General features: G+C 41.8%; 14 protein-coding genes. 9 read left to right on the top strand and 5 right to left on the bottom strand.

Translation table 11 applies throughout. The annotated features are described in order from the left end of the window. Positions 1 to 299 precede the first annotated feature (299 nt). Positions 300 to 749 (top strand): acyl-CoA thioesterase, encoded by a 450-nt coding sequence (locus AAHB12_RS06180; RefSeq protein WP_342044664.1) that lies wholly within the window; start codon positions 300 to 302, stop codon positions 747 to 749. A gap of 207 nt (positions 750 to 956) precedes the next feature. Here the strand turns inward: AAHB12_RS06180 and AAHB12_RS06175 are convergent, their stop codons facing one another. From AAHB12_RS06175 to AAHB12_RS06155, 5 genes are all read right to left on the bottom strand, one after another. Next, positions 957 to 1,970 carry a glycosyltransferase family 2 protein gene (locus AAHB12_RS06175; protein WP_342044663.1) on the bottom strand — a complete coding sequence of 338 codons (1,014 nt, stop codon included), beginning with the start codon at positions 1,968 to 1,970 and terminating at the stop codon, positions 957 to 959. Between the two features lie 4 nt (positions 1,971 to 1,974). Then, on the bottom strand, positions 1,975 to 3,666 hold the full coding sequence (locus AAHB12_RS06170; protein WP_342044662.1) for a DUF6044 family protein: 1,692 nt from the start codon (positions 3,664 to 3,666) through the stop codon (positions 1,975 to 1,977). A 371-nt stretch (positions 3,667 to 4,037) separates the two neighbouring features. Further along, positions 4,038 to 4,214 (bottom strand): hypothetical protein, encoded by a 177-nt coding sequence (locus tag AAHB12_RS06165; RefSeq protein WP_165350737.1) that lies wholly within the window; start codon positions 4,212 to 4,214, stop codon positions 4,038 to 4,040. A gap of 127 nt (positions 4,215 to 4,341) precedes the next feature. Next, the gene (locus tag AAHB12_RS06160; RefSeq protein ID WP_129727743.1) at positions 4,342 to 4,572 is read right to left on the bottom strand and encodes a YozQ family protein; all 231 of its coding nucleotides are present in this window, start codon (positions 4,570 to 4,572) and stop codon (positions 4,342 to 4,344) included. Positions 4,573 to 4,713: 141 nt separating this feature from the next. After that, entirely contained in the window at positions 4,714 to 6,102 is a 1,389-nt protein-coding gene (locus tag AAHB12_RS06155; protein ID WP_342044661.1) for an aminotransferase-like domain-containing protein, read from the bottom strand. Between the two features lie 134 nt (positions 6,103 to 6,236). On the opposite strand from AAHB12_RS06155, the gene azlC reads away from it, so the two are divergent. From azlC to AAHB12_RS06115, 8 genes are all read left to right on the top strand, one after another. After that, entirely contained in the window at positions 6,237 to 6,947 is a 711-nt protein-coding gene (azlC, locus tag AAHB12_RS06150) for an azaleucine resistance protein AzlC (protein WP_342044660.1), read from the top strand. Beyond that, positions 6,944 to 7,276: a branched-chain amino acid transporter permease gene (locus AAHB12_RS06145; RefSeq protein WP_342044729.1), complete on the top strand. Its 333-nt coding sequence runs from the start codon at positions 6,944 to 6,946 to the stop codon at positions 7,274 to 7,276. The genes azlC and AAHB12_RS06145 overlap by 4 nt, the downstream gene beginning before the upstream one ends. A 369-nt stretch (positions 7,277 to 7,645) precedes the next feature. After that, positions 7,646 to 7,870 carry a spore germination transcription factor GerE gene (gene gerE / locus AAHB12_RS06140; RefSeq protein WP_129727742.1) on the top strand — a complete coding sequence of 75 codons (225 nt, stop codon included), beginning with the start codon at positions 7,646 to 7,648 and terminating at the stop codon, positions 7,868 to 7,870. Between the two features lie 158 nt (positions 7,871 to 8,028). After that, the gene (racE, locus tag AAHB12_RS06135; protein WP_129727741.1) at positions 8,029 to 8,829 is read left to right on the top strand and encodes a glutamate racemase; all 801 of its coding nucleotides are present in this window, start codon (positions 8,029 to 8,031) and stop codon (positions 8,827 to 8,829) included. A gap of 230 nt (positions 8,830 to 9,059) precedes the next feature. Continuing rightward, complete coding sequence (locus tag AAHB12_RS06130) at positions 9,060 to 10,115, top strand: GerMN domain-containing protein (RefSeq protein ID WP_342044659.1); 1,056 nt, start codon at positions 9,060 to 9,062, stop codon at positions 10,113 to 10,115. Positions 10,116 to 10,500: 385 nt separating this feature from the next. Next, on the top strand, positions 10,501 to 11,238 hold the full coding sequence (gene rph / locus AAHB12_RS06125; RefSeq protein ID WP_129727739.1) for a ribonuclease PH: 738 nt from the start codon (positions 10,501 to 10,503) through the stop codon (positions 11,236 to 11,238). 14 nt (positions 11,239 to 11,252) lie between these two features. Further along, a complete protein-coding gene (locus tag AAHB12_RS06120) occupies positions 11,253 to 11,885 on the top strand; it encodes an XTP/dITP diphosphatase (RefSeq protein ID WP_129727738.1) in 633 nt (210 codons plus the stop codon). Between the two features lie 12 nt (positions 11,886 to 11,897). Beyond that, the gene (locus AAHB12_RS06115; RefSeq protein WP_342044658.1) at positions 11,898 to 12,404 is read left to right on the top strand and encodes a metallophosphoesterase; all 507 of its coding nucleotides are present in this window, start codon (positions 11,898 to 11,900) and stop codon (positions 12,402 to 12,404) included. Positions 12,405 to 12,465: the final 61 nt, after the last annotated feature.

Genomic DNA, 12,465 nt, shown 5'->3' with positions numbered 1-12,465 from the left:
GGCGTAGTTGCGCTTATACTGTATTCCTAAAATTTCTCACCACGTCGAATTGACTTCTAGCTAGAAATTTATACTTTCTTACAGTGTAAAGAAAACTCGCCGAGTGGCGAGCCCTGCCTTTGGGCGAAGACAGAGGCGTAGTTGCGCTTATACTGTATTCCTAAAATTTCTCACTACATCGAATTGATTTCTAGCTAGAAATTTATACTTTCTTACAATGCAAGATGCTCTAGCTGCAAGCAGTAAAAAAGGTTTCTTATATAATGCTTCACCTTGTGAAATGATTAGGGGGCGCTGGAATGAAACACATATCATATGTTGAAAATGCTCTGGAATGGGAAAAGGAATTTAGCTTTTTTATACCGGTAAAAGTTCGTTTTTCAGAAACGGATATGTTTGGTCACCTTAATAATAAAGCTCCATTTACATACTTTGAAGAGGCACGGATTGAATTTTTTAAGGAGCTTGGTTTTATGCAAAAGTGGATGGATAAAAAGACGGAAGCAATGATTGTTGTGGCAAACCAGCAATGCGATTATTTGAAGCAGGTGTATTTTGATGAACAGCTACGGGTGTATGTAAAGATACAGTCTGTGGGAACCTCTTCTGCTGACTTGCATTATATGGTGAAAAATGAAGCCGGAGAAATCTGTCTTGCAGCAAGAGGGACTATTGTGCAGGTTTCGAGAACAACAGGAAAAGGTTTGCCGTGGTCTGACGAATGGAAAGTGAAATTGCTTGAGAGATAATTCATATAAAAGACCTCTCTTCATTCTCTGAAAAATAGTTCCTCTACCACCCTATATAAGTAGAAGAAAAAGATTTGATGAAGCGAGGAATTTCGGTTTGGGACATTGTCTAGTTTCTGTTTTTAGTACAACCCCACACAACGGAAAATCATCTTCCCTTTGTGTGGGGTGTTTTGCTGCCTGTGTCCGTTTTTCTTATGAAGAGATTCAGGATGTTTTTTCTTGTTCCTCTTGAGAGGAGGATACGGACCAGTCCTGTGTTTGAATTTGTCTAGAGTACAGATCAGTCTCAATTGTGTAACGAGGTCGTTGTTTCACCTCTACATACATTTTTCCGATATACTCTCCAATTAATCCGATGCTCATAAGTTGAATACCGCCTAATAACCAGATTGAAATGACGATGGATGTCCATCCTGGCGTTGTAAAACCAAGGAAACGCTGACCGAGCGCATAGACCCCGCAAACCAGGCTTAGCAAGAAGACGCACATTCCGATAATCGTAATCCAGCGAATTGGCGTTATGCTAAAGGATGTAATGCCATCAAAGGCAAATGACAGCATTTTTTTTAACGGATACTTCGATTCGCCCGCAAAACGTGCTTTTCTCTCATATGTAACAAAAGTGGAACGGAAGCCAAGAAGCGGAATAATGCCGCGCAAAAATATATTGCGCTCTTCATACAGGCTTAGTTCATCAAGGGCACGTTTGCTAAGCAAGCGATAATCGGCATGATTATGTACAATATTCACGCCTGCCTTATGTAAGAAGCGGTAAAACCAAACAGCGCTTGTTCTCTTAAAAAATGTATCTGTATCCCGTTTGCTTCGTACACCATATACAATATCATTGCCTTCTTGATATTTTAGAATAAAATCGCGAATAACGGCAATATCGTCTTGTAAATCAGCATCAATGGAAATGACGCAGTCAGAATATTCCCTTGCCAATAAAATGCCGGCAAGGAGCGCACGTTGATGACCGACGTTGCGCGCTAGCTTAATACCCGTTAAAAATGGATTTATCCTGCTAACTTCCTCTATAAGATTCCATGTCGCATCCTTGCTTCCATCATCTACAAATAGAAGCTTGCTCCTTGCGTGGATAAGCTCCTCTCGGATTAGCTTTGCCAGTACAACTGAAAGCTGTCCAATGGTTTCTTTCATTACTTTCTCTTCGTTATAACAAGGTACCACAATTGTTAAAATAGGTTCTGTCATGATGTCACTCTCCTTGTGTTTCCACTTCATATAGATAAATGCGCCAAAGAGCTTCTGGATGTTCAAAGGATCGTTTGAAACGAAGATGATTGGAAGCTGCGTTTTGAATCGGAACAGCTGAGAAAATATAGCGTCCCCCTAATGAGGAAAAGGCCGCTGTGTTTAACTGCAGATGACGAATTTTTTTCTTGGATGTTTTCCGATAGTCATACCATTTTCCAAGTTCGGCAGAGAATAGGTAGCAGCGTCCGCCCCAATGATCAAAATACCGTTTTAAACGTTTATTTTTCTTGAGCTCAGCTGCAATGATTTTTCGGAATTGCCGCTTATAGGATAGCGGATAAAAGTTATTGTATGTATCTAATGTGTAAAAGCCATTATATTGTGCAATAGCTGGGTGAAGCCCAATGGTTGCAACGCGATAGTTCTGTTTTGGCTTCCCGATATAATCCGCGATATTCTCGAATAGGGAAACTGCATAGAACTCCTTGAAGGACGGAGCATGTACGCGTCTGTAATACCACTCTTCGTTACAATAAAATAAGATAAGACATTGTGCGATAACAGCCAGCTTTACAAGGCTCCTCCATCTCTTTCCAAGCTGCCAAAGAAATGCGAGAGAAAGGGCGAACAGGACATATAAGACAAGCGGCCGCAAAAAGTGGAAGCGTGCAAAGTTGAAAGTGTTCAGAAATGCAAAACGTTCCTTGAGAGGCTGCCAGCCAACATAAAACCAAAAGGCATACCAAACGGATAAACAAATGTTAAGAGCAAACCAACCTAAAAAGCTGCGCTTAAGCATATCCTTTTTGCGCTGAAAAACCAATATAACAAGTGTAAACAGCTGAAGCGGGAGAAGAACGTATGTGTGAACAGTTAGTACGTGTGTATGCCCAATTGCGAAGTTCTTTCCCACGAGCCGAATGGTTTTCCAAAATGGGAGGATAGACGAGACAAACTCATTTCGGCTTGTCGGCCCCTGCGGGAATAAAAGAGAGTAGACAAGTCGATAGTCAATAAGTAAATATAAAGCTGTCATCGTAACGATACTTGCCGCAAATACAGGATTGATGCGTCGAGTTCGCAGTACGTCAACCAACCATAGCACTCCCATTGCAGCGAGAAAAAAGAAAAAGCCTAACACGAAGCTTGAATACAGCGGCAATAGAAGGATGACCAGCCAGTGCTTCCAAGAGGCTGTGTGACGGCGAATATGCAAAAATGCCCATAGAGCAAGCGGGTGCCCCAACGTACTTAACATGCCGGATGGCCAAAAAGGAGTTAAGGAAAAGGCCAAGGCAGCCCCAACAGAAATCCAGCTCGTTTCCCTTTGAGGAATAATATGATCCTGAAGCAGATAATACATTCCAAAAAAAGCCACGAAGCGGACAATTGTTTGACTAATCGCATAAGCAATCATCGAAGGGAACAGCATATGAAGCCAAACGAGAAGGCTAAATTCTGTTCCAAATGAATTGCGTGGCAGCCCATTGATAACCTGGGGAATGGTTGCATCAATTGCCCCAAAAAGCTGTCCGCTTTCCCGGAGCACCTTGTACCAAGCGATATTAGAATCTAAATTATCGTGCATACGAATATGCGCATTCTCTCCCAGTGCGTATAGAGGGAGAAGAAACAGAGCAATTATCACGCATGCCAGTAAAACAGCGCGGTGTTCTCGAAGTTTTAACAGCATATTTCATCACCCAAGCTATAGGATAAACAAATAATGGGAAATCATTCATTATTTTACACTGTAAGAAAGTATAAATTTCCAGCTAGAAGTCAATTCGACGTAATCGGAAATTTTAGGAATACAGTATAAGTAGGGCTGCGTCTCTGTCTTCGCCCAAAGGCAGGGCTTGCCAATCGGCGAGTTTTTTTACAAATACAATTCCTTAACTAGGTGCCAATTAAATTTGACAAGAAAACCAGCATAATAGTTATGGCTAAGGAAACAGCGAATGGATACCGTAACGTTGAGGGGAAGCGTGTTAGCTGTTGTTGCGGTAGTGGCGGGAATGAATAAGCTCACCCCTTTTACGAAAGGGGTGAGCTTATCTGCTATTATTGTTGACTTTGATTGTTTCTGTGCTGTGACTGATTTTGTTTGTTCATGGACATCATATCTGTTAACTGGATACCGCCGTTTCTCATCATGCGGGACGCAGCTACGCCAATTCCAATCCCAATTCCAACAGCTGTTAAAGTAGAGAAAGTTCCCATTCCATTTCGTCGAAACATTGTAATCCCTCCTAATTCGTGTATAGTTTTATCTGCAACCTTTGATAATGTGCGGCAAGTACGCGGGAAACATAAGTACAAATCATTGTCTACTCAAGGGCGCACTTTTGTCTCCTTCTTATACAACCTACATTTTTTTGAGGTCATAGCCTTTTCTCTCAAGCTTAACATCCTTCCCTGCCACATTCTCTATAGCTCCATCAACAGTTCCTTCTGTGTACGTATCACTTACTTGTTCATGCGTAACAGCGAACGATTGAGATAAGCTATCATTTTTTTTGTAGTCCGTAGGATCATACTGCTTGTCTGAGATATTGCTGCTTTGTGTTTGTAAATCATCCTGTTGTTTGTTTGCCACTTGTATCAGCTCCTTTCTGCCATAGTGTCACCGTTTCTGCATCGAATTATAAAAACTTTATCCTTTGATAAAATCAGGTTCAGTAATGTTAGCAATCAACTTTTTACAAGGCTTAAAGATTGGATTTTTGCTTATCCCGAATTAACCGAGATACTGTTTTAGGATTTCTAATCCCATTTTCAACTCATCTAATGAGCTTGTAGAAGAAAGCGAAATACGCAAATACTTATCAGGTGTGGTCTGCCCACTGAGAAAACGTTCAGAATGAAAAACTCGAATACCGCTCCTTTTTAAATCCATTTCCAATTTTAAGGCATCATTATGCCCTTCAATGGGAAGCCAACGATAGAAACTAAGGGGATGCCCAACAGGCTTGTTAAGCGGGAAATATTCTAAATACATATCATTTGCAGACTGTGCAAGCTGTTGCTTTTGAGAAACAATTTCATGAGCTTTTCCTGATAAGATACTCTCTGTGATAATCTCCGCATCTAAGGAGGAGGTTTTTACATTGATGTTAAAAATAGCCTGCAAAATTTTCTCACGCAATGCATCCCCATAGACCATATAGGCCACTCTTAATCCAGAACAGATGGACTTAGAGGTGCCGCAAATATAAACACTTTGTTCTGGAAGTAAATTGAACATGGGTTGCTGATAATCGGGGATAATACCTGCCGTCAGAAATGCATGGATATCATCCTCAATCAAAATTAAACGATGCTTACGGATGACAGCCGCTAATTCCAGCTTTCGAAAATCTGACATCATAACGGTGGTAGGATTGCAGCAAGAGGGCATTAGGAAAATGCCATGAATGTTTATTTGGGAACACTGTTTTTCTAGTTCGTCCGGCAGCATCCCAAACTGGTCTCCGGGAATGGGTACTAGCTGAATATGAAACATTTTTGCTAACTCAATAAAGTTTGAATACGTGTATAAGTCGGTTGCAATACGATTGCCAGGCTCAAATAACGCAGTCAATGTAATCGCCAATGCATTTTGGGCACCGGAAACGATTGCCATATGCTCTTGGTCTGCCTGAATACCGAAAGAGTTCATCCAGTTTAGTCCTGCTGTTTTTTGATGTGGAATCCCGGTCGGGTCATTGTAATTTAGTAGCTGTGCCAAATAACTTTTATCCATAACTTTTGGCATAGTCTCTGCTACAATGCTATTGGTCTGCTCAAAAGAGGCAACAAAACCAAGATCAATACAGTTTTTGATTGTATCCGTTGAAATGGTAATAGAACGGGCGGCATTAGGGGCAACAAAGGTCCCGCTTCCGGTGACTGCATAAATTAATCCCTTGATCTCGCATAGTTTGTAGGCACGGGTGATAGTGGTAAAGTTTAAGTCAAGAAAATCTGCCAGTTCTCGTTGTGGAGGCAGTTTTGTCCCTGGTGCTAAAAATCCGTTTATAATATCCCGCTCCAGTAGCGATGCAATAGATTCATAAAAAGGACGCTTTAACGCTTTCTTATCAGGCTTCCAGGACATTGGATAGTTATCAAATGAATTTACAGGCATACTGCACCTCTATTATCGTGTTTTATACCATGATACCATCATAATTGTAATCCATACAATTCTCTTATTTATTGTATGGATTTCGTGTGCTAAATTTGTATGGAACACAGTTAGTAGTTGAGGATGTGAATCATATGAACAAAAGAAATCAAATTATAAGCGCATTTCGTGCCGCTCTTCCGCACACATTGCCTATTTTTGCAGGATTTGTATTTTTGGGAGTCGCTTATGGGATCTATATGAAGTCATTAGGCTTCGGTGCAATTTACCCAATCCTGATGAGTTTAACAATATTTGCAGGTTCAATGGAGTTTGTCGCGGCTCATTTATTGCTTATTGCATTTAATCCGATTAATGCCCTTTTGCTAACTTTAATGGTGAATGCGCGTCATTTGTTTTATGGGATTTCTATGCTGGATAAGTATAGAGGAACCGGAAAGAAAAAGCTTTACTTGATTTATGGACTGTGTGATGAATCTTTTGCAATCAATTGTACCGTTGCTGCTCCAAAGGATGTGGACAAGAACTGGTTTATGTTCTTCGTGACACTGCTCAATCACTCCTATTGGGTTATAGGAGCAACACTGGGTGGTACTTTTGGTTCTTTTGTACAATTCAACACAGAAGGTCTCGATTTTGTTATGACTGCTCTCTTTGTTGTCATTTTCATTGAACAATGGATGAAAGAAAAAAAACATGTAAGTGCTCTTGTAGGGCTTGGGCTTTCGGCTGTTTGCCTGATTATTTTTGGTGGGAACAAGTTTATCATCCCCGCTATGCTTACGATTCTGGGGACGCTTACCGCTCTTAGAAAGACATTGGAGAAAGTAGAGGTCACTGTATAACTATGGGTATAGCACAGCAGGTTATCACAATTGCTATGGTTGTTTTAGGCACTATGCTTACAAGGTTTCTTCCATTTGCTGTTTTCCCATCCGGTAAGCCCACACCGAAGTATGTTCAGTATCTCGGCAAAGTGTTGCCTTCAGCAGTGTTAGGGCTTTTGGTAATATATTGTTTTAAGGATGTGAGTTTATTATCCGGCAACCACGGCACTCCTGAACTGATTGCAGTAACGGTGGTTGCATTTCTTCACTTCTGGAAGAAAAACATGTTCCTATCTATATCAGGAGGTACTATTGTTTACATGATTTTGGTGCAATTTATTTTTTAACACTGTAGGAAAGTATAAACTTCTAGCAGGAAGCCTATTCGATGTAGCGAGAAATTTTAGGAATATAGTATAAGTGGGGCTCGCCAATCGGCGAGTTTTCTTTATCGAAGTGCTGGTGTGTGCCCAGCAAGCTTTACAAGGATTTATATCGGTTAGTTCAAGATAAAAAGTATTTCGTGATTACAATCAATGTCGAATAAAGAAAGCGTATAAGCTTCTTCATCATCAAAAGAATTTTTTCGTAACCGCTTTAGAAAAAACCTCTTTTTTCATGCACGTTGCAAGCACTCATCTCATACAATGCTATGACTAAATAGATACCCATCCCAAACATGTGGAGTGCTGTTTAAGCAAGGAGGGTTATAGGACTTGACGGAAAAAGACTTTGTATCCAAACCATTACTTACTAAGCGGGAACGAGAGGTATTCGAGTTGCTCGTTCAAGATAAGACAACAAAGGAGATTGCAGGAGAGCTGTTCATCAGTGAAAAAACTGTCCGCAATCATATTTCAAATGCTATGCAAAAGCTTGGAGTGAAGGGGCGCTCTCAAGCAGTTGTAGAGCTTCTCCGCATGGGGGAGCTGGAATTATAGGAACCGACCGGCTTTCTTTCCGCCACAGGAAGGCCGGTTTTTCTCTGTACATAAAGCCTTGCAATTTTATTGGAAACAGCGGAAAATAGACAATGGTTTGCCAGGGGGAGGATTATACCTGCTGACAACAGTATACAGATAGAAAATGGGGCGATTTTTTGAATAGAGCAATCGGTGTTATCGATTCCGGTGTTGGCGGACTAACGGTAGCGAGAGAAATCATCCGTCAGCTGCCGAAGGAGCGCATCATTTATTTAGGAGATACGGCAAGATGTCCATACGGTCCGCGTCCGCGCGGGGAGGTACGGAAATTTACTTGGGAGTTAACCAACTACCTGCTAGCGTATGATATTAAAATGCTTGTTATCGCATGTAATACAGCAACGTCTGTTGTGCTCGAAGAAATGCAGGCAGAGCTGTCTATTCCGGTTATCGGTGTAATTCATCCAGGAGCGCGTACAGCGCTGAAGGTGACTGAAAATCATAACGTAGGTGTTATTGGTACGGTAGGGACCATTGAGAGCAGGGCATACGAGCATGCGTTGTATGCAATCCATAATGGTGTTACAGTAGAAAGTCTCGCTTGTCCACCGTTCGTTCCCTTAGTGGAAAATGGAATGTTTGGAGAAGAAGAGGCACTGGAAATTGTTGAATGCACACTTGAGCCGCTAAGGAATACGAATATTGATACGTTAATTCTTGGATGTACGCATTATCCAATCCTTGGGCCTGTGATTCAACGAGTCATGGGAAATGATGTTCAGCTAATCAGTTCTGGGGATGAAACTGCCCGAGAAGTGAGTACCATTTTGTATCACAGCGGTTTATTACATCAAGAGGATGAACAGGCGGATCATCTATTTTTAACAACTGGCCCAACAGAGAAATTTAAAGAAATTGCATCCAGCTGGTTCGGACAACCGATTGAAAATGTCCACCATATATCCCTAGGAGAATAGGGAAAGTTCTTCAAGAGACTAATTCGAAAAGAAAAACGGCTTCTATAGTGACACACGGTAAGCTTTACTGAGCACCGTGTGTTTTTTTCTGTAGGAAAGTATAAAATTCCCTTTGCAAACATAAACGTCCAGCCGGATTTTTATGTGGACAAGAAATTTCAGAGCTTCTGGTCTAAACGAAAAAAGGGCTCGTATACATATAGTACAAACCGTATGAGGAGGGGAATGGCATGCGAAAATGGGTTGTGTGCACCATTGTATGCACTGCTGTACTGGCAGGCTGTGGGATAGGTGGAAACAAAGCATCAACGGAACAAATTGACCCGCCAAAGGAAGTAACATATAAGGATCAAGAAGGAGCAAGCACGAAAACAGAGCCAACAGCTAAACAAGGGGAAAAGAAACAAGCGGTCAATCGAGAGCTTTATTTAGTAGATAAAAACGGCTATGTTGTTCCGCAAACGTTGGCAATTCCTACTCCGCAGGATAATGCTGTTATCAAACAAGCGCTGCAATATTTAGTCAAGGAGGGTCCTGTCACAGGAATGCTGCCTAACGGATTTAAGGCAGTGCTGCCAGCTGATACAGAAATTAACGGTGTAGATGTAAAAGATGGTGTAGCAATAGCTGATTTCTCTGAGGAGTTTAAAAATTATAAAAAGGACGAGGAACGTCGTATTGTAGAAGCTGTTACATGGACGCTGACACAATTCAAAGAAGTGAAGCAGGTGAAGTTTCGGATAAATGGAAAAGATCTTACGGCGATGCCAGTGAATAAAACACCAATTGGCAATGGCGTGAGCCGTGCAGACGGCATCAACTTTGATGATGAGCAGGTAGCGGATGTTACGAATACGAAACCGGTGACACTCTATTTCCTAGCACAAACAAATAAGCAAACATATTATTATGTTCCGGTTACACGCCGCATCGCAAACAGTGAGAAGAATGAGCTAACAGCGGTTGTTAAGGAATTGGTTAAGGGACCATCTCCGGAGTCTATGCTTTCAAGCGACTTGAATCCTGATGTAAAGCTGCTAGGGGAGCCAAAGTATGAAGGCGGCAAAGTCACGTTGAATTTTAATGAGAATATTTATGGCAGCCCAGATAAAAATATTATTTCGACATACGTACTAAATTCACTTGTGCTATCGTTAACTGAACAAAAAGGCATTGACAGTGTATCTATCGAGGTGAATGGCAAGTCTGATATTGCAAATGAACAAGGGCAGAAGCTGACAAAGCCGGTGACACGACCACAAAATGTGAATACAGGTAGTTTTTAAGGAATAGAATTTGATATACTTGTGAAGAAGGAGAGAGTGACTCTCCTTCTTCTTTTTCACTGTAGAAAACTATAAATTTTCAGCTGAAAGTCATTCGACGTAGTCGGAAATTTTAAGAATACAGTATAAGTGCAATTACGCCTCTGTCTTCGCCCAAAGGCAGGGCTTGTCAGTCGGCGAGTTTTCTTTACACTGTAAGAACGTATAAATTTCTAGCTGGGAGATCATTCGACGTAAGGAGAAATTTTAGGAATACAGTATAAGTGCAACTACGCCTCTGTCTTCGCCCGGGAGCAGGGCTCGCCAGTCGGCGAGTTTTCTTTATCATACATAAGTGTAAATAGGCTATACTACAGATAGAGTAGGATGGCAAGGAGGTATTTTTATGAGAGTGGATGGACGCCAAAAGGATGAATTGCGCCCTATACATATGCAAACGCATTACATAAAGCATGCTGAGGGCTCTGTCCTCATTGAAGTTGGGGATACAAAGGTAATTTGTACAGCAAGTATTGATGATCGTGTTCCGCCTTTTATGAGGGGAAAAGGGAAGGGTTGGATTACGGCAGAGTATGCGATGCTGCCTCGCGCGACAGAACAGCGCACGATTCGCGAATCCAGTAAAGGCAAGGTATCAGGACGCACAATGGAAATTCAGCGTTTGATCGGCCGCGCACTTCGAGCAGTTGTGGACTTGGATACGCTTGGGGAGAAGACGGTATGGATTGATTGTGATGTCATTCAAGCGGACGGCGGCACAAGAACCGCTTCTATTACAGGAGCATTTGTCGCGATGGTGCTGGCATTTCAAAAGCTTGTTGAAATAGGAAAGCTCCCAGCTGTTCCTGTTAAGGATTACCTAGCCGCAACATCTGTAGGAATGATAGAGGATGCGGGGGTTGTGCTTGATTTAAATTATGCCGAGGATTCCAAGGCACAGGTTGATATGAACATTGTAATGACAGGGAAAGGACAGTTCGTGGAATTGCAAGGAACAGGTGAGGAAGCGACATTCAGCAAAGAAGAGTTGCATCAGCTTTTAGAAACGGCAGAATTCGGTATTCAACAGCTAATTGAGCTGCAAAAAGAAGCGTTAGGTGAAATTGCACAAAAAATTGGGTAAAGGTTGGGGCGAATATGAAGCAAGTGGTCATAGCAACAAAAAATGCAGGTAAGGTTCGTGAATTCGAACGATTATTTGAGAAATTTGATCTAGAGGTGAAATCTCTCTATGATTACGCGGATGTTGAAGAGGCAGAGGAGACAGGCGATACATTTGAAGAGAATGCTATTATTAAAGCAGAAGCCTTAAGCAAGCAAATCCAACAAATTGTAATTGCCGACGACTCTGGTCTCATCGTGGACGCCTTAAATGGTAAGCCGGGTGTTCGCTCTGCGCGTTATGCGGGTGAAGATAAGAATGATGAAGCAAACATGCAGAAGGTGCTGCAAGGATTGAAGAATGTCCAGGAAGAAAAGCGGACAGCCCGTTTTTACTGTGCCCTTGCCGTTGCGTTTCCAGAAGAAGACAAAAAAACAGTGATTGTAAATGGGACATGCGAAGGGAAAATCCTAGAGCAAAAGCGCGGTGACAAAGGATTCGGCTACGATCCTATTTTTTACGTAGAAGAGTTTAAACGATCGATGGCAGAATTATCTCCCGAAGAAAAAAATAAAGTAAGCCACCGTGGTCGTGCGCTTCGCAAACTTGAGCAAAAAATTCCGGTGTGGTTTTTAGGAGAGAAGTCCGACGATTTTGATGATTTGTAATGGGGGAGAAGAATGAAGGCTTTAATTGTAAGTGATAGTCATGGTTTAACTGGGGAATTGCAAGAATTGAAGCAAAAGTACGAGAATACGGTAGATATCATGATTCATTGCGGTGATTCTGAGCTTTCGCCGCAGCAGACAGAACTGCACGGTTATCAGGTCGTAAATGGAAATTGTGATTTCGGCAGTTCGTATCCGAATGAAATCATACAGGATGTACAAGGTATTCGCTTCTTTGTCACACACGGTCATTTGTACAATGTAAAGGCTACAATGCAAAACCTGCTGTACCGGGCAAAAGAAGCTGGAGCGCATCTCGCGTGCTTCGGACACTCGCATATTATGGGTGCAGAAGTTGTAGACGGCGTTCTTCTCATCAATCCGGGAAGCATATTACTGCCGCGCTTGCGCAGAGAAAAAACATATGTAATTGTAGAAGTGGAAGGTCATGATGCTTCTGTTGCTTTTTATGATTTGAGTGGAAGACTTGCTGCGCAGCAAACTTTTCAGCTTGGTTAGAGAAAAAAATTCTCTAACCACCTGAAAAGGTGTTGACTTTCACTTTGAATGTGAATATAAT

It is taken from the genome of Bacillus sp. OTU530 (genome assembly GCF_038440375.1).
The sequence above is the reverse complement of the archived record's forward strand: the minus strand, read 5'-3'. Positions and strand labels throughout refer to the sequence as shown.

Coding starts and splice junctions, on each gene's coding strand:
- AAHB12_RS06180 (WP_342044664.1), top strand. CDS start 300: ATGAAACACATATCATATGTTGAAAATGCTCTGGAATGGGAAAAGGAA.
- AAHB12_RS06175 (WP_342044663.1), bottom strand. CDS start 1,970: ATGACAGAACCTATTTTAACAATTGTGGTACCTTGTTATAACGAAGAG.
- AAHB12_RS06170 (WP_342044662.1), bottom strand. CDS start 3,666: ATGCTGTTAAAACTTCGAGAACACCGCGCTGTTTTACTGGCATGCGTG.
- AAHB12_RS06165 (WP_165350737.1), bottom strand. CDS start 4,214: ATGTTTCGACGAAATGGAATGGGAACTTTCTCTACTTTAACAGCTGTT.
- AAHB12_RS06155 (WP_342044661.1), bottom strand. CDS start 6,102: ATGCCTGTAAATTCATTTGATAACTATCCAATGTCCTGGAAGCCTGAT.
- azlC (WP_342044660.1), top strand. CDS start 6,237: ATGAACAAAAGAAATCAAATTATAAGCGCATTTCGTGCCGCTCTTCCG.
- AAHB12_RS06130 (WP_342044659.1), top strand. CDS start 9,060: ATGCGAAAATGGGTTGTGTGCACCATTGTATGCACTGCTGTACTGGCA.
- rph (WP_129727739.1), top strand. CDS start 10,501: ATGAGAGTGGATGGACGCCAAAAGGATGAATTGCGCCCTATACATATG.
- AAHB12_RS06120 (WP_129727738.1), top strand. CDS start 11,253: ATGAAGCAAGTGGTCATAGCAACAAAAAATGCAGGTAAGGTTCGTGAA.
- AAHB12_RS06115 (WP_342044658.1), top strand. CDS start 11,898: ATGAAGGCTTTAATTGTAAGTGATAGTCATGGTTTAACTGGGGAATTG.